Origin of the sequence: Acinetobacter sp. TGL-Y2 (genome assembly GCF_001612555.1) — a bacterium.
Classification (GTDB): Bacteria; Pseudomonadota; Gammaproteobacteria; order Pseudomonadales; family Moraxellaceae; genus Acinetobacter.
On the sequence record NZ_CP015110.1, the window covers coordinates 3132881 to 3153195 of the forward strand.

The 20315-nt window shown below is 38.6% G+C and carries 16 protein-coding genes and 4 pseudogenes; 8 read left to right on the forward strand and 12 right to left on the reverse strand.

Going from position 1 to position 20315, the window contains the following annotated elements; translation table 11 throughout:
- Positions 1-133: 133 nt before the first annotated feature.
- The gene (gene uvrA / locus AMD27_RS14970; protein WP_067661980.1) at positions 134-2965 is read left to right on the forward strand and encodes an excinuclease ABC subunit UvrA; all 2832 of its coding nucleotides are present in this window, start codon (positions 134-136) and stop codon (positions 2963-2965) included.
- Positions 2966-3092: 127 nt separating this feature from the next.
- Complete coding sequence (locus AMD27_RS14975) at positions 3093-3515, forward strand: hypothetical protein (RefSeq protein WP_067661981.1); 423 nt, start codon at positions 3093-3095, stop codon at positions 3513-3515.
- Between the two features lie 62 nt (positions 3516-3577).
- Here AMD27_RS14975 and AMD27_RS18300 read toward each other — a convergent pair.
- The 4 genes and pseudogenes from AMD27_RS18300 to AMD27_RS14990 form a co-directional block, all read right to left on the reverse strand.
- A pseudogene (locus tag AMD27_RS18300) lies at positions 3578-3873 on the reverse strand (transposase); the annotation flags it as partial.
- Between the two features lie 31 nt (positions 3874-3904).
- Complete coding sequence (locus AMD27_RS14980) at positions 3905-4810, reverse strand: EamA family transporter (RefSeq protein WP_067661983.1); 906 nt, start codon at positions 4808-4810, stop codon at positions 3905-3907.
- 455 nt (positions 4811-5265) lie between these two features.
- On the reverse strand, positions 5266-5430 hold the full coding sequence (locus AMD27_RS14985) for a 2Fe-2S iron-sulfur cluster-binding protein (protein WP_212846451.1): 165 nt from the start codon (positions 5428-5430) through the stop codon (positions 5266-5268).
- A 269-nt stretch (positions 5431-5699) separates the two neighbouring features.
- On the reverse strand, positions 5700-6998 hold the full coding sequence (locus AMD27_RS14990) for an MFS transporter (RefSeq protein ID WP_067661985.1): 1299 nt from the start codon (positions 6996-6998) through the stop codon (positions 5700-5702).
- A 124-nt stretch (positions 6999-7122) separates the two neighbouring features.
- On the opposite strand from AMD27_RS14990, the gene AMD27_RS14995 reads away from it, so the two are divergent.
- Complete coding sequence (locus AMD27_RS14995; RefSeq protein WP_067661987.1) at positions 7123-7593, forward strand: winged helix-turn-helix transcriptional regulator; 471 nt, start codon at positions 7123-7125, stop codon at positions 7591-7593.
- Here AMD27_RS14995 and AMD27_RS18305 read toward each other — a convergent pair.
- The 3 genes and pseudogenes from AMD27_RS18305 to AMD27_RS18625 all read right to left on the reverse strand — a co-directional run.
- A pseudogene (locus AMD27_RS18305) lies at positions 7582-8178 on the reverse strand (transposase); the annotation flags it as partial. The gene AMD27_RS14995 and the pseudogene AMD27_RS18305 sit on opposite strands and share 12 nt — an antisense overlap.
- A gap of 29 nt (positions 8179-8207) precedes the next feature.
- Positions 8208-9071 carry an IS982 family transposase gene (locus tag AMD27_RS15005; RefSeq protein WP_067661994.1) on the reverse strand — a complete coding sequence of 288 codons (864 nt, stop codon included), beginning with the start codon at positions 9069-9071 and terminating at the stop codon, positions 8208-8210.
- Between the two features lie 95 nt (positions 9072-9166).
- A pseudogene (locus AMD27_RS18625) lies at positions 9167-9316 on the reverse strand (IS982 family transposase); the annotation flags it as partial.
- A gap of 123 nt (positions 9317-9439) precedes the next feature.
- On the opposite strand from AMD27_RS18625, the gene AMD27_RS15010 reads away from it, so the two are divergent.
- Entirely contained in the window at positions 9440-10264 is an 825-nt protein-coding gene (locus tag AMD27_RS15010; protein ID WP_067661999.1) for a toxin-antitoxin system YwqK family antitoxin, read from the forward strand.
- Positions 10265-10863: 599 nt separating this feature from the next.
- Here AMD27_RS15010 and blaOXA read toward each other — a convergent pair.
- Positions 10864-11724, reverse strand: coding sequence for a class D beta-lactamase (gene blaOXA / locus AMD27_RS15015; protein WP_081405986.1), 861 nt, complete (start codon positions 11722-11724; stop codon positions 10864-10866).
- Between the two features lie 941 nt (positions 11725-12665).
- Here blaOXA and omp33-36 point away from each other — a divergent pair.
- The gene (gene omp33-36 / locus AMD27_RS15020; RefSeq protein WP_067662005.1) at positions 12666-13541 is read left to right on the forward strand and encodes a porin Omp33-36; all 876 of its coding nucleotides are present in this window, start codon (positions 12666-12668) and stop codon (positions 13539-13541) included.
- Positions 13542-13612: 71 nt separating this feature from the next.
- Here omp33-36 and AMD27_RS15025 read toward each other — a convergent pair.
- Positions 13613-15581, reverse strand: a pseudogene (locus AMD27_RS15025) (BCCT family transporter).
- A 173-nt stretch (positions 15582-15754) separates the two neighbouring features.
- Positions 15755-16447, reverse strand: a complete 693-nt coding sequence (locus AMD27_RS15030; RefSeq protein ID WP_067663071.1) for an ion channel — start codon at positions 16445-16447, stop codon at positions 15755-15757.
- A 148-nt stretch (positions 16448-16595) separates the two neighbouring features.
- On the opposite strand from AMD27_RS15030, the gene AMD27_RS15035 reads away from it, so the two are divergent.
- From AMD27_RS15035 to AMD27_RS15040, 3 genes are read left to right on the forward strand one after another with little or no spacing between them, the layout of a single operon-like run.
- Positions 16596-17132: a DUF697 domain-containing protein gene (locus AMD27_RS15035; protein ID WP_067662007.1), complete on the forward strand. Its 537-nt coding sequence runs from the start codon at positions 16596-16598 to the stop codon at positions 17130-17132.
- A 3-nt stretch (positions 17133-17135) separates the two neighbouring features.
- Positions 17136-17378, forward strand: a complete 243-nt coding sequence (locus AMD27_RS19205; RefSeq protein WP_228140674.1) for a hypothetical protein — start codon at positions 17136-17138, stop codon at positions 17376-17378.
- Between the two features lie 6 nt (positions 17379-17384).
- Positions 17385-18035, forward strand: a complete 651-nt coding sequence (locus tag AMD27_RS15040; RefSeq protein ID WP_228140675.1) for a hypothetical protein — start codon at positions 17385-17387, stop codon at positions 18033-18035.
- Between the two features lie 99 nt (positions 18036-18134).
- Here AMD27_RS15040 and AMD27_RS15045 read toward each other — a convergent pair whose 3' ends face one another.
- Together AMD27_RS15045 and AMD27_RS15050 are read right to left on the reverse strand one after the other, a co-directional pair.
- Positions 18135-19850, reverse strand: coding sequence for a cation acetate symporter (locus AMD27_RS15045; protein ID WP_067662010.1), 1716 nt, complete (start codon positions 19848-19850; stop codon positions 18135-18137).
- A 1-nt stretch (position 19851) separates the two neighbouring features.
- Positions 19852-20184 carry a DUF485 domain-containing protein gene (locus tag AMD27_RS15050; RefSeq protein ID WP_067662012.1) on the reverse strand — a complete coding sequence of 111 codons (333 nt, stop codon included), beginning with the start codon at positions 20182-20184 and terminating at the stop codon, positions 19852-19854.
- Positions 20185-20315 lie beyond the last annotated feature (131 nt).

Below are 20315 nucleotides of genomic sequence, written 5' to 3' on the forward strand. Positions count from 1 at the left end.
CCTTTAAAGTGATTGAGTAGAAATATCGACTACCCCGACATAAAATGTCGCTAAAAAATGATTACATCGCACTTGAACAGAATTAAAACGCTATCATATATAACTTTCAATTTGCTTAACACCGAGATGTTTTATGAGTCAAAGTCACATCCGTATTCGAGGCGCACGAACCCATAACTTAAAAAATGTGAACCTTGATATACCACGCGATAAGTTCGTGGTGATTACGGGACTCTCAGGCTCAGGTAAATCATCCTTAGCTTTTGATACCTTATATGCCGAAGGTCAACGCCGTTATGTGGAATCGCTGTCTGCCTATGCGCGTCAGTTTTTATCCCAAATGGAAAAGCCCGAAGTTGACTCAATTGAAGGTTTAAGCCCTGCAATTGCAATTGAACAGAAGTCGACCAGCCATAACCCACGCTCGACCGTGGGGACGATTACTGAAATTTACGATTATTTACGTCTGCTGTATGCACGTGTCGGTACGCCTTTCTGTCCCGAACATGACTTGCCTATGGTTGCGCAGACAGTTTCAGAAATGGTCGATGCCGTTAAACAGTTAGATGAAGGCACAGCGTTAATGCTACTTGCACCCGTAGTGCGTGAACGTAAAGGCGAGTACACCCATCTGTTTGAGCAGCTACAAAGTCAAGGTTTTGTACGGGCACGTGTGGATGGCGAAATTATTGACATTGATACACCGCCAGAACTCGATAAAAAGAAAAAACACACCATTGAAGTGGTGGTGGATCGTTTTAAAGTCCGTGATGATTTGGGCAACCGTATTGCAGAATCGTTTGAGACAGCACTGCGTTTAGGCAGCGATATTGCGGTTTTGGCGTGGATGAATGAAGAACAACCAGAGCGTACTTTTTCAGCGAAACACTCTTGTCCTGAATGTGACCGTGCAGTGGCAGAACTTGAGCCTCGTTTGTTTTCATTTAACAACCCCTTTGGGGCTTGCCCAACCTGTGATGGCTTGGGTACCCGTAGTCATTTTAGCGCAGACAAACTGATTCCAAGCAAAGACGTTTCAATTAGCCAAGGCGCGATACGCGGTTGGGATCGTCAGCGTCCTTACTATTACAGCATGATTGAAAAAGTTGCAGCGCATTTCAGCTTTTCACTGGATACTCCGTGGAATGAGCTCGATGCTGAAACACAAAAGAAATTTCTCTACGGTACAGGCAAAGAGAAAGTCGATTTAAGTTATGTGGATGAACGTGGGCGTAAACACAATCGCGTCATGGCCTTTGAAGGGGTATTACCGCATTTAGAACGTCGTTACCGTGAAACCGAATCCAATTATGTGCGTGAAGATTTGGCGCAGTATTTGTCTAATGCGGCCTGTGATGTGTGCGATGGCTCACGTCTGAATGAAATCTCACGTAACGTCAAAATTTTAGACAAGACCATCGCGCAAATCACCAAAATGTCGATTGGTGATGCTGAACAGTATTATCAAGATTTAAAACTTGAAGGTGCGAAAGGCGAAATTGGCGATAAGATTTTTAAAGAAATCCGTGAACGTCTGCACTTTTTGGTCTCTGTGGGTCTGAATTATTTAAGTTTGTCTCGTTCAGCAGAAACCTTGTCTGGCGGTGAAGCACAGCGTATTCGTTTGGCCTCTCAAATTGGTGCAGGTCTGATGGGCGTGATGTACGTGTTGGATGAACCTTCGATTGGTTTGCATCAGCGTGATAACGACCGTTTGCTTGAAACCTTGGTGCGTCTGCGCGACCTTGGCAATACAGTACTTGTGGTTGAGCATGATGAAGATGCCATTCGTGCTGCGGATCATATTATTGATATTGGTCCTGGTGCAGGTGTGCATGGCGGTCATATTATTGCTGAAGGCACCTATGAAGAGATTCTGGCCAATCCTAATTCACTGACCGGTCAGTATTTATCTGGCAAGTTAAAAATTGAAGTGCCGAAGACTAGAACCAAGCCACCGAAACCTGAAGAACAAATCAAGCTGATGGGTGCATGTGGTCATAACCTGCAAAATGTAGATTTGACCATTCCTCTTGGGGTCATGACCTGTGTCACGGGCGTATCCGGTTCGGGTAAATCGACCTTGATTAACCGTACACTTTTACCATTGGCTGCAACGCAGTTGAATGGTGCAACCACTTTAACCGCGGAAAAATTCGATTCGATTGATGGCTTACAGTTCCTCGATAAAGTCGTCGACATTGACCAAAGTCCGATTGGACGTACACCGCGCTCGAACCCAGCGACGTATACGGGTTTATTTACCCCTATTCGTGAGCTGTTTGCGCAAACGCCTGAAGCCAAAGCGCGTGGTTATGCAGCGGGTCGTTTCTCGTTTAACGTTAAAGGTGGTCGCTGTGAAGCCTGTGAAGGTGACGGCATGATCAAAGTCGCGATGCATTTCTTACCGGATATGTATGTGCCTTGTGATAATTGTCATGGCGACCGTTATAACCGTGAAACCTTGGAAGTCAGCTACAAAGGCAAGAATATTTCTGATGTTCTGGGTATGACGGTTGAAGATGCAATGCATTTTTTTGATGCCATTCCTGTCATTCATCGTCGTTTAGAAACCTTATTTCATGTCGGCTTGGGCTATATTCGTTTGGGTCAGTCTGCCACTACGCTCTCTGGTGGTGAAGCGCAGCGTGTGAAATTGGCACGTGAGCTTGCCAAGCGTGATACAGGTAAAACCATTTATGTATTGGATGAACCAACCACAGGTCTACATTTCCATGATATTGCTAAGCTTCTAGATATTTTGCATGAGCTTCGCAATAAGGGTAATACCATTGTGGTGATTGAGCATAATCTAGATGTGATTAAGACTGCGGATTGGGTCATTGATTTGGGTCCTGAAGGGGGTGCAGGTGGCGGTATGATTATTACTGAAGGTACACCTGAACAGGTCGCGAAATCTAAAGTTTCGTTTACAGGTAAGTTTTTGAAAGCGATGTTGAAATAGAATCTCCCCTAGCCCCTCTTTGGTAAAGAGGGGGAAAACTCCCTCCTTAGAAAAAGGTGAGGATTTTAAATATTTAGATTCCATGCTAAAACGGTGATTCATTCATCGTTTTTTATTTTACTATCATATGACTAAAAGAATTAAAGAAAATCCATCTATAAAACCACTAGTAGAATTGCTTCAAGTCGGTAAATTTACTTTTAATGTCTTAGATAAAGTTTCCTTTATTTACAAATTAAGTCCCAAACTTAAATCTATTAAAAATCAATATTTAAATATCGAAAAAATGAGCAACATTTTAGATCTTCCTGACCAGTTTAACGATTTATATTCTAAATATGGATGGATTTGTTATGGAGGACTAAGTAAAGTAATTCTTGAAAATTCAGTCAAACTCGGTTTAGAAGATAAAATTGAAGAAGGCCAAAAGCTACTCATAAATTCATTCGATAAACAATCACTTAATTTAATTCTATTACAATGTCGAACTCGTGACCATTTTAATTTAAGAATTGATTTACTTCAGTTAATTAACCTGAATCCTGTTTAAGCCAATGGTCTCATAATCTGAATTGTTGGCTTATTCCGATAGTTTAATTGATATGCACATTACGATGCATAGATCCCGCTTAACAAGCCAGTAATGATACGCGACTTACTTTTCACCAAATTGTATTGCCCTTTCAACAAGTTGAACAAGGTCTCTATTCTATTGTGTTGCTTCAAGTAATACTAATTTGTTGCAAATAATTGAACAGCTTGCAGGTTTTTACGATGATAGGTCTTTAAATCAAAACATGATCTTTTAACCTAATTTTTAATTCTTGGCTGATATAGTCACGATCAGCATAAAGCTTCGCTTGTAAATCTGCAACCAACTGTTCAACCATTTTAATATCATTAATATGGACTAACTTAGCTACATCTATTGTTAAAAACTTAACTCTTTTTTTCTGGACGTATTGCTGAAAAAGATTTGAAATAAAACTTTAGTTGTCTACCATACAAGCCTAAAATCAAACCTAAAATAATAATTAATATAGATAATATTTTTTGGATACCTATTTGCTCTCTAAAAATTAAAACAGAGCTAATCAAACCAAATACAGGGACTAGTAAAGATAATGGTGCAACCTGACTAACAGGATATTTACTGAGAAGTGAATTCCAAATCCAATAACCAAATAGGGTTGTTGGGTAAACTTGGAATAGAATTGAACCCACTGCTTTGAAGTCAATTTGAGAGGATGTAGATGAATATATGTCAGCACCATGCTGGATATACGCCATTAAAAATAATGGAATTGGCGAAAATAAACTAGACCATACTAAGAATGCTAGAGCTTCTTTAGTACCAGATTTTTTAATGATAATATTCGCTATACTCCAAGAAATAGCACCAAAAATAACAAGCGTTACACCTGCTAATGTCACTGAGCCATCTGTTAGTCGAATGACACTTAATAATCCTATTAAAGCAATAGCAATACCAATAATTTGATATTTATTGAGTGCTTCTTTAAAAAAGAAGGCTCCTAAAACAATAGTAAAAAAAGCACTAAATTGTAAAACTAAAGCTGCAATGCCTGCCGACAATCCTGCTTGGATTCCTAAGTTCACAATTCCCCATAATCCAACACCAAATAACAATCCATAAACAATTAAATATTTAATATCACTTGCAGGTTTTTTAATGAAGAATACAGCGGGAATAGCACATAAAAAGAATCGAATTCCTGCAAGAATATAAGGATCAACTGATTCCAACCCCAACTTGATCACTGAAAAATTTAGCCCCCAAATAGCTGTTATGAATATAGCCAACAGCGTATGTTTTAGCTTCATTATTAAGTTCCTATTTGTTCATATTTAGAATTCTTTGAGAATGCTTCAGCAGGAAATATCAACAACTATTTTTCTATCAAAACATGCACAATTTTGTTGATATTAAGTTCTAAAATTTTCTTGTGAAATGAGAAGCATGCCTGCGCAGCAAAATCTCAATTATCTTTCGATATTTTTGAAATACAGCGAGGTTGATTTACCAACCAAAATCCAGAAGCGTCAGAACATCATGTTTAGGATGAAAGTAGTCTGCTGTGAGCTTTAATGCCTGTTGCAATAAACCTATACCTACTTCGTCAATTTAAAAGTATTTTTAGTTTTCATTTAAAAATGCTGCACGAATTTTTACTGTTCCGTTTATTCGATCGACACTATCAAATTAGTGTAAATTCATTACTTGCATAACCAAGCATTTCAAGAAAATGTGTTTCTTCTTTATTTTTTTTACTTAAGTTTTAAGCACCCTCTAAGATTTCAGTTACGCAAATTCCACAGGCTCCTGCCTTACAACCAAATGGGATAGGATTTTGCCCTTGTTCTTCAAATTCTAAATCTGAAAGTGATCTATCTTGCGAAATTGAAACCTCAATGTTCTGTGATATAAGTAATATTTTATGCACCACATAATCTCCTTCATTAAGAACAAAAAATTCATACACTGATGAAATTTTTTACACAAAGAAATCACGCAAAAAATGCTTATTGAGCGTAATTTCTAGTTTTAAAATACATATAAAATTTTTTATTTAAAATAGATATATAATATAAATATTGCATTTTCATGGCTAAATAAGTTTTAATTTAAAACTAGTTATATATTATATATACAAATTACTTTCAAAAAAACGCTTTTTATGAAGAAGATATGTTTAATTCAATGATTGATTAATCAATTTTTGAGTGTTCCACTCTGCCCTTTTTTTGAATTATTTTTAATTGCTTTACTGCATGACAAGGAGATTATCCAAAAAATAAATGCAGCTATACTTACAATAAATCCTAATAAGCAAACACCTACCCAACCATATAAAGCATACGTTGTTGTTGAGGCAATTGCTCCTAGACCACTTCCTACAGAATAAAACAACATATAGCAGCCAATTAAACGACCCGATGCTTCAGGATCAATTTCTAAAATCATGCTTTGGTTAATAACATGTATTGCTTGACCACCGAGATCTAATAAAAAAATGCCTAAGACAAGTGCCCAAATGCTATATGCCATCATTGCTATAGGTAACCACGAGAGAACTAAAATAACCAATGCGACTACAGTTGCTTTTTGCCCATAACCTTTATCATTTAATCCACCTACACCAGCTGCTGCAAGTGCGCCAGCAACCCCAATTAACCCAAATGCGCCTATTTTTGTATGTGACATTTCAAAAGGCGTAACACTTAAAGGTAAAACGAGCGCTGTCCAAAAAATGCTAAATGCAGCAAACATCAACAAACCTAAAAAGCCCCTAACCTGAAGTAATTTCTCATTTTTTAACAATGAAAACATTGATCCAATCAATTGAAAAAAATTTAGATTTATTGCACTTTTTTTGGGTTCTGGAAGTATTCGCCATATAAGGACTAGCATTAATATTGAAAAAACTGCTGATAAGATATAAACACTTCTCCATCCACTTATATCTGTAATCACACCTGCCAAAGTCCGAGCCAACAATAATCCTACTACGACTCCACTTTGAACAATTCCAACAACATGCCCCCTTTCACTTGTACTTGCTAAAGTTGCAGAATAAGCTATCAGACCTTGTGTCATAGCTGTTCCTAACAGTCCTACGCCCAACATCCCAATCAGAAGTACAGCCAAATTTTGTGAAAATGCAACCAAAATAAGAACTGTAAAAAGTAGTAACAATTGAATTTTTATTAATTTTTTTCTTCGAACTAAATCCCCCAAAGGCACGACAAAAAAAAGCGCTAAAGCACAACCAACTTGCGTTGCTGTGATCACACCACCAACTACTGAGTATTGAATATTAAAAGTTTCAGCCAGCGAGTCGAGTAGAGGTTGTGCATAATAAACATTTGCCACACTCAAACCACAGCAAATGGCTAGCAATAAAATAATTGTTTTTGGTAATTTTCTCTCAACAACATCATTGCGTTTGTTCGCTGTATTGGATTGATCTACTACATGATTTATGAGTGTTGTGGATTGTTCTAATTTCATTATCGACACCAATTTAGTTTTATTTTAAAACTAGTTAAGATTAATCAAACAAGTTTCAAAATACAACCATATATTTTATAATTACCTGTTATAATTTTTATTCAATCTTTCATGAGCAATATTTATGGCTAAGCGTAAAAGTTTTGAAGACTCTCCCTGTCCTGTTGCTAGAAGTCTAGATATTATTGGTGACAGATGGTCATTACTGATTATTCGAGATGCATTTGATGGCATGAAAAGATTTAGTGAATTTCAAGAAAGTTTAGGCATAGCCAAAAATATTCTTACAGATCGCTTAAAAATGTTAACGCGACATAATATTTTAAAAGTTGTTCCCGCATCAGATGGGTCTGCATATCAAGAATATGTCTTAACACCTAAAGGAGAAGATCTTTTTCCTATCATCGTCACTTTAAGGCAATGGGGCGAAGTACAATTATATAAAAAGCATGAAAAACACTCTTTACTAGTAGAACGTAAAAGTGGCAAGTTAATCCAGAAAATTGAAATAAAAACACACGAAAATCGAATTTTGAATCACACGGAAACTATTGTATATAAAGTTATTGAACTCGAATCCTGTTTAAGCCAATGATTCCATCATTTGAATTTTTGGCTTATCCCGATATGTTAATTGATATGCACATAACGATGCGTAAATTCCAATAAGAAATCCAGCAATACTACGTGCTTTACTCGTCACTAAATTGTATTAACCTTTCAATAAACTGAATAGCATTTCTATTTTATTGCGCTGTTTTAAGTGATGTTCATCTGGCACACTGAGCTGAACAGACCGCATTTCCTTTCGATGATAGGTCATCAAATCAATACTTTTAACTTGATCTTTTAACCTGCTTTTTAAGTCCTCACTGACATCGCCACGATCTGCGTACAGTTTTGCTGCCATACTTTTACCACGAGATGCAATTTTGGCTAAAAATTTATGGCGTTGAATCCTCTGATTTTTACAGACTGGTAAAGTGGTTGAATCAATCCATAAATATTGGCTGCTTTGATCTTTCATTAAAGCCATATGCAAAGCATAAAGTGCTAATCGATGTATCTTAACGAGATGAATCATTCGTTGGTAATAGGATAAGCTTTTAAATAAATGACTTTTATCCTGTTTCAACCATGTGAAAAATGCTTTAAAATTAGTAAAGTGAGAACATTTATACTAGATAACCTGAGTTCGATAAAACAAACTCATTTTTGCAACAAGTTTCTGAATGTGGGCTTATTCGGATTTAAGCAATAAGCCACTACAGCAGCCTTCATATTCACCATAAAATTATTGACTGAACGATGACGTGAATGTTCAATTTGATTCAGATTTTTGAGTTGATCATTCACTGTTTCAATCAAGCCTCTACGACCAAGTAACTTTTTTTCCTCTTCTGTTTGAATAGATTTGGTTTTCATATTACGACGTGAAGGGGTTAATATTTTTAATCCTCGACTTGCCAAAACTTCAGCTTTTGCTTTACTTAAATACCCTTTATCTCCAAGCAAAATACCTTTTAATTCTTGTGTTAAAGATCCAAGCACAGCGACATCAAGAATACTTCCAGATGTTAATTTAATATTGATTACTTCACCTAAGTGATTGATCAGAATATGTAATTTAAACCCATAAAACCAACCTGTACTGCTTTTACCTCGACTAGCTAAACCTTGAAATACACGATTTCTTTTTATTCTAAGATTATGGCAAACAACCAATTTAGTTGAATCAATGATGCTAATACCGGTATCTTTTCCTTTGACTTGATGAAAGAAACTGGTCAAAGCGCTTAAACAACGTGGCATGATTTCAATAAAACGGTTATAGCTGAGTAATTTGGGGAAAGCAGTTTTCCAAAAAGGAATAAGTATTTGGCAGTAAAAATATTTGAAAAATCTAAAACCAGATTGATGAAATAAAATGACGATTGTCATTGCTTCAGACAAACAGAGGGCTGACTTTTGAGGCTTAGATTTTTGATCTGAAATGAGTGCTTTTTCTAAAGATTGATTAAATTCTTTGCAGAAATCGTCCAAAATACAAAATAATTCGGTAATATGATCCATGAAAAGCCTTGCTCTGAAACGTTTTGTCTTGATAACCAATATGTTACAGATGCCAAGGCTTTTTGCTATTCTTTTTTTATGTCGAACTCAGGTTAGATAGCAACAAAGGTTATTTCTTTGATACTCAAGTGAGCTTTTCGGACTCTTGAGAAACGACGGCTTTGCTTAAGGAATTTCCAATACGTTGCTTCAAATTTAAGAAAGAAATCATCAATTACGCAGAATAATTCGGTACTATTAAACATCGGGACTAGAGTTGTGAGTTTGGTGTGGTAACTCGACTGATGGTTCTAGTTCTATTATTTTTCAAATCAGTTTCTTATCCGCGATTCAGCTTATTTAAATAAAAATAAACAGTTGGTGCCTATATGAAAAATAAAAATGTGTTCAAATTAGCTCTATTATTTTTAATTTCAACAATTACTTTTCCAACCTTCGCAGAAGGCTATCTAAATGAATATTACGTGGTCTTTACATCTGTTATGGATGCAGAAGATGATCCGTGGAAAGAAAACCCTAAATGCACCCCAACGACAAAAGCCACTCATCAAAAAGGTATTTGGAATGTGCAATACCACTATGCCAATGGCTCAAAACTCACCTCTGAATACCTAAGCACCATTAAACCTAAGGCTGGCAAATGCCAAACTTTCATCCATTTGCCTGAAGAAATTACAGGCTCAGGTACCTTCGAGAGCTATTTTCCCAATGGCAAACAACGTGCTCGAATCGACTATAAAGATGGCGTCTACAACGGTAAAATGCAATTTTGGTTTGCAAATGGTTTAAAAGAACAAGAAAACACCCTCATTGATGAGGTAAGCCAAGGTGAATACAAAATTTGGCATCCAAACGGGCAGCTCGCTTTGTCTATGCGCTATAAAGACGGTGTCCAAACAGGTACACGTCAGCGTTGGTATGAAAATGGAGAACCTTGGACAGAAGTCCGCTTTGAAAATGACAAGATGGTCGGCCCCCTCAAACAATGGTTTCGAAACGGTAAACCAGAACGCTTAGGTCATTATCGAAATGGTGTCCGTCATGGTGAATACAAAGTTTGGTTTGAAGATGGTAAACCCGAAGCCGTTTTAAACTATCAAGTGGGTCAAATTACGACTGCACAGTGCTGGAATAAAAATGGCGCTCAGATTTCAGAGAAAGCATGTATCCAACGCTTTAAAGGCGAGGATTAAAATCTAAACAGAGAGCACGCTTGAAAGTTCTTTTCTCAGCGAAAAGGGCTTTCATGGCATATTTAAAAAAAATTCAACACTGAACCAATTCGTCAGAGCTACCCTATTTTTAATATTTTTCAACTTCAACAAAGACTGATCGACATCTACATCTTTTAACAGTCATATCTAATTTAGCTCAGTTCTTTTCTACAGCAATGAGCAGAGTGCCCACAATACAGTCATTAAATTTCTCTGCTCTACCCCAGCAATAATGGTCTTATTTCTAATAATAAATAAAATATATTTGAATTTATTTTTAAGTCATTCTTACTTTATACGATGAGCAATTTCTCAATTTTAATTTAAAAATCAGTTTATTAGTTTAAATATACAGTCTTAATCGAAGGATCAGATAGAAACAATGAAATTTATCCATTTCACATGGCACGTTGAATATCCCATAATCACCTCATAGCGAAGTGATTGAGATTTTTTCTGAATCCTTGCAACGGAATTTTTTGATATTCCTCGGATGTTTTTCCCACACAATGACATCCTTTTCTGCCCAACCAAACCCCAATCGGTTGGGTTTTTTTTTGCTTGGAATTCAACTACTTTTATCTTAAATAATGAAATATCCCAAGCTTATCCAACACATCCAGCGTTAACTGCTTACGCTCAGCGATATCTTTTTGACTGTCCATCTGCATATTGAGTGAGAAGGCAATAACCTTGCCATTGCTCTGTTCAACCCAACCGCTGTACCAACCCACTTGTGGTGTAACGTCCATACCCCAACCACTTTTTGCATAGAGTTTATGCTCACCACGAGCTTCAACAAACAGCATCTCTTTGACTTGTTGCTGTACAACAGTATCAAAAGGAAGTTGTTGTTTGGCGAGCTGATATACAAATTGGGTTTGCTGCTTCGGTGTAATTTTAAGCGGTCCGACTAACCAAAACTGATCGACTTGTTGTCCTATATTCTGGTTACCATATCCTATGCGCTTTATTTCTTTTTGCATCAAATCCAAACCAATGCGCTGTGCCAAAGTTTGATATACAGGTACCGCCGAAGCTTGCATTGCACTGCCTAAATTAAAGTCTTTCTCCCACGCAGCAAATGATCGTTTCTGTCCATCCCATTTAAAGACTTCTGTGGTGGTGGCTTTTTGGTGCTGCAATCCAATTAAGGCATTGAGCATTTTAAAAGTCGATGCTGGAATATATTTCGTCTCAGCACGACTTAAGTCAGTCCCATAGGATTGATATTGCACACCGTCATAGGTCACAAAGACCGCCTGTGCATGCGCCTGTTCAAAGAGCTGTTGTATCTGTTTTTGTAATGTAGATGTTGAATTCAGGTTCAGGACAGGCTGCATCTGATGCGCTTGAGACTGAGTTTGCATAGGGCTATGACTACACCCTGCCAGATATAGAACGGCGCAAACAATATAAAAAAATTTAGATTTATTCATGAGAAAGACTTCCGTTCAGTTACATCATGCTCTAGTTGTAACAGCTCTAAAATAGCATGCTTTTTTTTTCGTATATTTCTAAATCGACCGCTAAAAAATATTTACAGGTGCAACACCATAATGCATAATGCACCAAATTAGAGCGATATAGAGCAATTCCTCAGCAGAATCTCTCCAGTTTTGGCGCAAAAAAACCTGATTTTCTGAGAATTTCAGGTTTTTTTTTGGTTTTTAGAAAGCAAAAAACTAAATTTACGCACTATATTGGTGCAATATTTTATTCAAATCGCTTGAACTCTATGGTTTAAATCAAAATCAATTGTTGCATCAGATAAATTAATTACAAAAAAAAACCAGCTTTGGGGAAAGCTGGGCATATAAACATAAAACTGTTGTACATCATCTTTTTAAGTTAAATACCTAAAAGAACATCGTCTTGTACTAGACATAGTATGTCAAAATTAGCCAAAGAGATAAAGCCGATTCATTTACTAGGATTTAAGATAAATCACAATATAAATAAAATAGGTAAACTGAATCACACTACTTTATTTTATTTGTGTTTTTCTTAAACAGTGATGCCGTATTTAAACTGGGTAATACATTAAAAACATCATTCTTACCTATAATTTTCGATTTTTTGGGGCAAATAAGCTCAAAGTTTCTATCAATAAAAAATAAATATTTATTTGATATTTCAATCAATCTGCTATTCATCCATAGGATAATCCACGACTTCCCAACACCCCAATGTGCTTTAGCTAATTGTTATGCTTAAAAAAAACAATAAATCGGGATATCAAATTGCTATGATTAAAATTTAACCAAATCACAAATTGTTCATTTTCTCAACAACTTGATTGCCTTAAACATCATTGACTTAATATATTGTTACAATACAATGCACTTTGTTTACTCCTGATCAACACTTGGTAACTATTATGAAAAAACTCAGTTTAGCCACTGCTTTATTATTAGCCATGACTGGTGCTCAAGCTTATCAATTTGAAGTACAAGGTCAGTCTGAGTTCATCGACAATACCGTAAATGAACAAAACTACACGGGTGCCGTACAAGGTACTTACTACTTTAAAGATGTTGACTCTACTAAAGGCCCTTTAGCTGAAGCTGCTTTTGTAAACCAAGCATCTAATGTGTCTTTGGCGTATAACTACGGCGAATATGACGAAGCTGGTTTAGATATCGTATCTCATACTTATGGCGCTAAAGCTGAAGCTTATGTTCCAACTTCAGTGGTTCCTGTATATGCAAGCGCGTCTTACAGCCACACGATCAATGACAGCAAAAATGATGCTGCAACTGATGATCAAGGCGACCGTTATGCATTAGAACTGGGTGCTGTTGTTGCACCAAACTTTTTGGTTGCTGTAGGTTATACAAGTGTTGCTGACCAAGCTTCTTTTGATGCATTCAACATCTTGTCTAACGGTGTAGCTAAAGCTGCTATCGAAACTCAAGCCATTGGCGATAAAGAAGATGCTATCACTGCGCGTACTAAATACGTAGGCGCGATTGATGACACCAACATGTCTATCAGCTTCGAATCTGGTTTAGTTTATGGTCGTGACACTGCCTATGCATTGAAAACTGACCTTTTCTTAAACCCTGCATTAAGCATGGGCGTTTCTTATGCAGAATCTAGCTTTGACAGCGCAAATGATAAAGCTTGGGGCGCGAATGTAAACTACTTCGTTACTCCAGCAATCGCTGTTGGCGCAACATATGTAAATGCGAATGCTGAAGGCACTAGCCGTGATACGCAAACTGTTGGCGTTAACGCTAAATTCCGTTTCTAAGTTTGATTTAGAAATTGAATAAAAAAAGGACGCTTTATGCGTCCTTTTTTAGTGCCTCCGATTCCAAAATTTTATTCAGGACTACGCACCAAACTGAGGAAATGTAAATGACGCTCGTATTGATCAATCATGTCTTGCAACAGATCTTCACGCGTCCAATCCATCACGTCATAACCTTGACCACCCTCTCTTAAAAAGACTTCCGCTTGAAAGTAGCGAATATTCTGTTCAGCAGATTCAGCCATAAAGCTCGGTGGTAAAGTCTCACGTGCGACCACTTGATAGATAAAGTTGATCTCATCTTGATGATCCACTCTAAGCTCAAGTCCATCTTCAATGAGATTAATCTTCACCGTTAAATAACGACGTTTCAGCTCGGCTTGCACATTTTCAAATGCAGCTTTAACCTCATATTCAATAAAATGAATCACCTCAGCTTGACTGTGCGGATAATGCATAATTAAGCCCAAACGTTGCTGCCAACTCCGTGGATTTTGAATGGCCCTTGGAGTAATACGTGCTTCTTGTAGTGCATTCATCTTAATTACATCTAGGCGTAAGGCTTTGAGTAATCCCCAACAGATCATCAGCATGATCAGGGTAAAAGGTAAAGCGCTCATCATGGTGGCGGATTGCAAGGCACCTAAACCACCGACCAACAAGAGTATTATTGCCAAAACAGCCATCAGCACGGTCCAAAATAGACGTTGCCAGACAGGCGAACCCTCAGCTTTCGCTGTTAAATAATCTGTGACCAAAGCTCCCGAATCCGCTGAAGTCACAAAGAACAGCATAATCAAGAATGTCGCCAAAAAGCTCATGACGGTAGAAAACGGTAAGCTTTTTAGAAACTCAAATAAAGCCACTGAAGAATCAAGTTGCACTGCTGCGACGAGTCCCGTATTGGCCTCATGCAAAATGCTATACAGTGCGGCAGCCCATGAAACCCATCCAAATCAGGGTAAAGCCTGTTGGAATAAGCAGCACGCCGACAATGAATTCACGAATTGTTCGCCCTTGCGACACCCGCGCGATGAACATTCCCACAAATGGCGACCATGAAATCCACCATGCCCAGTACATAATGGTCCAACCCCCAATCCAACCATTGGGCTGATACGCATACAGGTTGAAGGTCATACTGAACAGGTTAGAGACGTATTGTCCCGCATTTTGAATGGTGGTTTGCAGTAAATAAATACTGGAGCTGGCAAAAAATACGAACAATAACAGTACCAAAGCCAGCACCAAATTCAGCTCAGACAGCCGTTTAATGCCTTTCTCTAATCCAAGGAAAACTGAAAGTGATGCCATCGCACTGACCACCACGATCAAAATAATTTGAGTAGTCGCTGATTGCTCAATGCCCAATAAATAATTCAGCCCTGAGTTGATTTGAGTGACACCAAAACCCAAAGTCGTTGCTACACCAAATACAGTACCAATAGTGGCAAAAGTATCGACAGCATCACCCATAGGACCATAAATCTTTTGACCAATAATGGGATACAGCGCAGAACGAATTTTTAAGGGTAAATTATGCCGATAGGCAAAATATGCAAGTGCCAAACCCACGATGGTATAAATTGCCCATGCATGAAAGCCCCAATGGAAAAAGGTGACGCGCATGGACTGCTGAGCCGCTTGAATGGTCTCGCCTTCACCGATAGGTGGTGAAACATAGTGCATGACTGGTTCAGCCACACCAAAGAACATCAGCCCAATACCCATACCCGCAGTAAAGAGCATCGCAAACCACGAGCCGTTGCTATAACTGGGCTGACTATGATCTGGTCCGAGTTTGATTTTACCCATATCTGACAAGGCAATATAAATCAGTAAAATCAGGAAAACTGCGACCGATAAAACATAGAACCAACTGAAGGAATCTGTAATCCACTGATTCAATTGTTTGGTGAGTAAATCAAATGCATTGGGTGCTAAGACCACTAAGGCAAGAAATATGGCAATAATCGCCACAGTGCTTAAAAAGACATTTGGATTCACATTGGAATACCAAGATGTATTTTTGGAAGGCATACACCCCCCGATTTATTTTTAATAATCAATGATTAACAAGAATTCACGTGACGTGAATAAAGAACGAGGGCTGCGGAAAAACGTTGCACTCGGACAGCATTTTAATTTACGGCCAAAAATAAAGCAGTTCACTTCCTGTAACTTAATTTCAACGAACCAAAGACTTACTTTACTTAATCACGGTCTTGGTCATGTTTAGGCAAATGGGCAATATATTGCAAAGCAATTAAGCGAGACACAATTAAAGCCAAATACATCACGCCACAAAACATTTGTAAGATTGCAAACATGCGAGCCAAAGGACTAATCGGTAAAATATCTGAAAGCCCTGTCGCAGATTGCAAGCTAAAACTCAGAAACAGTAAATCAAGCCAAGACTGCATGCCCACCACACCCGGTTTGATAAAGCTGTCTGCAACCAAGAGCTGACAAACACTGTATAAAAAGGCAAATCCCCAAGCAATCAGGGTAAACACTGCACCCGCTGCAAAGAGTTCATCTTTGGTTAAATAACGATCTGCAAACATATAACGAAGTAAGCCATAGGCAGCACTAAAATAGGCCGCAGCCTCAAAGCAGTGCGCAATGATTTGAATATTTGGATCTTTTGCGCCCAGCATAAGCAAGAAGGAAAAGATTAATGCACCTCCCACAAAGCTGAGTCCTAAAATGGTAAACATCGGGGTTTTACGAATCACTTTGGCAATGATTAATAAAACCAAAGCACCCAAAATCCAAGTCAGGGTTCGATAGGTTACATCATCACGTGTCAGGACGGACAGCACTAAAATAATCGCTTGTAATAACAATAGCCATGCCGACGGCAATGCACGAAAACCTTTCCATAAATCTACAAATGCTTGCATTGCCTCTTTTCCCATTCATCATTTCTAAATCAAAGCGCTTTAAGTTCAAAGTGCTTTAAGTGTTGTTATGAAGCACACAGCGTTCATCTTTATTTTTTTCAGCAATTAACTTAGCATGAACTTGCCCGCTTATGGATGTAAAATTTGTATGAAAATCACTGAAAAAATTCGCCAAGAAATCACTCAAATTGAGTTCCGTGATGACATCTCAAATGATAAAAAAATTTCGAATATTATTCATATGGGTTGTGCCAGTTGTGCAGGCGTTGCCATTCAGCCCTTACCTTTTGCAGATATTCTCATTTTAACGCCCTTACAAGGTTATTTTGCCAGTCGTATTGCTGCGATTCATGGTATTCAACTGTCTGAAAATGAAGCACTCGATTGGGTGAAAGAAATCATAGCACTGGTGGGATTGGGCATGGCAGCACAGCAAATTGCGCTTGGGATTTGGAAAACCGTGACCTTCGGTTTTGGTGGTTTACTGAGTATTCCCCTAGTATATGCACTAACCTATGCGGTATTAAAAGTTGCTGACGTATATTTTTCACATAAAGCCAAAAATGAAAAACTCAGCGAGGAACGCATTAAAGCGGTATGGAAAGAGGCCGTCGCTCAAGGCAAGCAACAGGCGAAAGGCAAAGAAAAAGGGGGAAAAGATCAGCAGCATGTGGAGAATGATTAACGTATGACGAATTCTCATTTGATTCATTATGTTCAAACCCGTTTAGATGGTTTGAGCATCACTCAAAGCTTGGTGTATTGGGCTTTTCCATCCAATTCATTGATTCCTTCTGAGCAAGATCAAGCGGTATTGGCAGCGCTTAGACACAGCAATCAACATTTAGTAGACGCACCTCTTGAAGATATACAACGTTATTTGCAGATGTTTGATGAACATCGCATTGTCCATGTGGTGTCTCAAATTTAAAAAGTCTTGCATGAAATTTGCCTGATTCTTTTAAACAATGAAGATGGCGACAGCTTATACGCCTCCTACTTTGAACATCAAACTCAAGATGTGTTTGAGGTTCTGCTTGCAGATACAACAACAGGCGAAAGCTCAAAGATTCAAATCAATACTGGCACAGCTCAAGCCCCCAAGCTCAATGACTGGCACAAAAATCTGGAAGATCATTTGATTGCTAGTGAAGAACTTATGGCGCAAGTGCCTATTGATGAAAGCTCATTCAATTCAAAGAATTTAAGCCAAAGTGTTGAAGATGCCATGGATTTATTGGTTACCGCCCAAGATCCAAATGACGAGCACTTTTGGGATTATTTTCCTGCGATATCTTTGGCAAGCGTGTCTATTGCAATTTATGATTTATTTCAGCGCTATCAAAAAAAGCAAATCACATGGTCTGAATTTAAATGGATGGCAGCCAAAGTTTCAGGCATCAAAGTCTCTAAAATTGCGTTTATTGGGCTTCTTTTAGGCTTACCTGTAGTGGGGCAAGTGACAGGAGCGTATTTGGTCGCAAAGTTACTCCTCAATGCCAAAGCCACATGGTTCGAACCTGACAGCCCATTGTCTTTGAAGTTAAAACCGAAAGAATTAGGCCAGTCTCATACTGACCCAACCTAAGACCACATCCAAGACCACATCCAAAACCAAAGTCAGCCTCATCAAAAAAAGCACCCGAGGGTGCTTTTTTAACATCTTGTTGATCTAGCAAGTTCAATCTTAGTGATCTGAAGCACCCGAGATGCCAATACCTGTTTGTGAACGTACGAACTGTGCATCAAATGCTTTACGCTCAGCTTGAGCACGTGACGAGTTGTCTGTTACTGAGAACAACCAACAGCAGATGAACGCCAATGGCATAGCAATGATTGCAGGACCATTTAGAGGATTAATTGGTGTATCAGAAATACCTAAAGTATCGACCCAAACTGCTTTAGATAAAATAATCAGCGTCACGGCTAAAATAAGACCGACAAGCCCGCCAATTACCGCACCACGTGTAGTTAAGCCTCTCCAGAACATAGACAGCACCAGTACTGGGAAGTTTGCACAGGCAGCAACAGAGAATGCAAGACCTACCATGAAAGCAACGTTTTGTTTTTCGAACAAAATACCCAAAATCATGGCAAAAATAGCCAAACCTAAAGTTGCAATTTTAGACATGCGTAGTTCAGATTCAGGTGTCGTTTGACCTTTTTTGAATACGTTTGCGTACAAATCATGAGAGATTGCTGAAGCACCTGACAAAGTCAAACCTGCTACAACCGCAAGAATCGTTGCGAATGCCACGGCAGAGATGAAGCCCATGAACAAATCACCGCCCAGTGCATCAGACAAGTGAACCGCAGCCATGTTATTACCACCAATAAGCTCTAATTTGCCTGTTACAGCCATTTTTGCAACATCAAGGAACTGTGGATTGTTCGATACATAAAGAATCGCACCAAAACCAATGATGAAGGTCAATAGATAGAAGTAACCAATGAAGCCTGTTGCAACTACAACTGATTTACGTGCTTCTTTGGCATCTTTCACCGTGAAGAAACGCATTAAAATGTGGGGCAGACCTGCTGTACCAAACATCAGAGCCAAACCTAAAGAGATTGCATCAATTGGGTTTGCAGCCAATTTGCCTGGCCCCATAATGCCACCTGCTTGTTCTAAGCTGACATCATGTACTTTAGAGAAAACTTGAATCGACTGGTTGAACATTTCTGAGAAACTAAAACCAACGCCTTTCATGACCATAAATGCCATGAACGTTGCACCAGACAGTAGCATCACAGCTTTAATGATCTGTACCCAAGTCGTTGCCAACATTCCACCAAACATCACGTATGCCATCATGAGCAAGCCCACAATCACTACGGCAATGTTGTAATTCAAACCGAAGAGGAGTTTGATCAACTGTCCTGCACCGACCATTTGTGCAATCAGGTAGAATGCAACCACCACCAATGAGCTGACCGCAGCCAACGTACGTACTGGTTTTTCAGCCAAGCGAAATGAGATTACATCAGATAAATTGTATTTACCCAAATTACGTAAACGCTCTGCAATCAGGAAAAGTACGATTGGCCAACCCACCATGAAGCCCAGTGAGTAAAGTAAACCGTCAAAACCTGACATAAACACCAGTGCGGAAATACCGAGGAAAGATGCAGCTGACATATAGTCACCCGCAATCGCAAGTCCATTTTGGAAACCTGAAATTCCACCACCTGCGGTGTAGAAATCATTGGTATTTGTGGTTTGCTTGGCTGCCCATTTGGTAATGAAAAGCGTTGCACCCACAAAAATGATGAACATGATGATCGCAGGCCAGTTGGTCGCTTGCTGTTCAGCTACACCTAGGTCAGGTCCTGCCGCTGCGATACCTGAATAAAGCAGTGCTGACATTGCCATCGCTTGGCTTTTGAATGAAGTCCATTTCATATTAATAAGGTCCTTTGTCATGTGCAATCGCTTCCACTTCACGCATCGCTTCAGCAGTGAGTTGATCCAATTTGTTATTGGCAATATAGGAATAAACACCACACAACAAAAATGACAACACGATAATGCTCAGACCCAGAGGAATACCCCACGTCGTCACACCACCCGACAATGAACTGAGTAAAAATTCTTTGTTATAGCCAACAAGCAGCATAAATCCAACATAGGCAAACAACATGATGCCTGTCAGAGTCCAGCTCAAACGACTCTTTTTTGCCACCATTTCTTTAAACTTTGGATTTTGTAGAATCTGTTCTACCTTTCTCTCATCCATAATCCTGCTCCTGATCACAACCAACCGTGGCCGTATTTTTTTAATCGTTTTTTAGTTCTACAAAATTAACAATCTACGGGCGCAGGTGTAATTAGACTTTGGTCGTTAAATTTTGATCAATTTGAACGTGT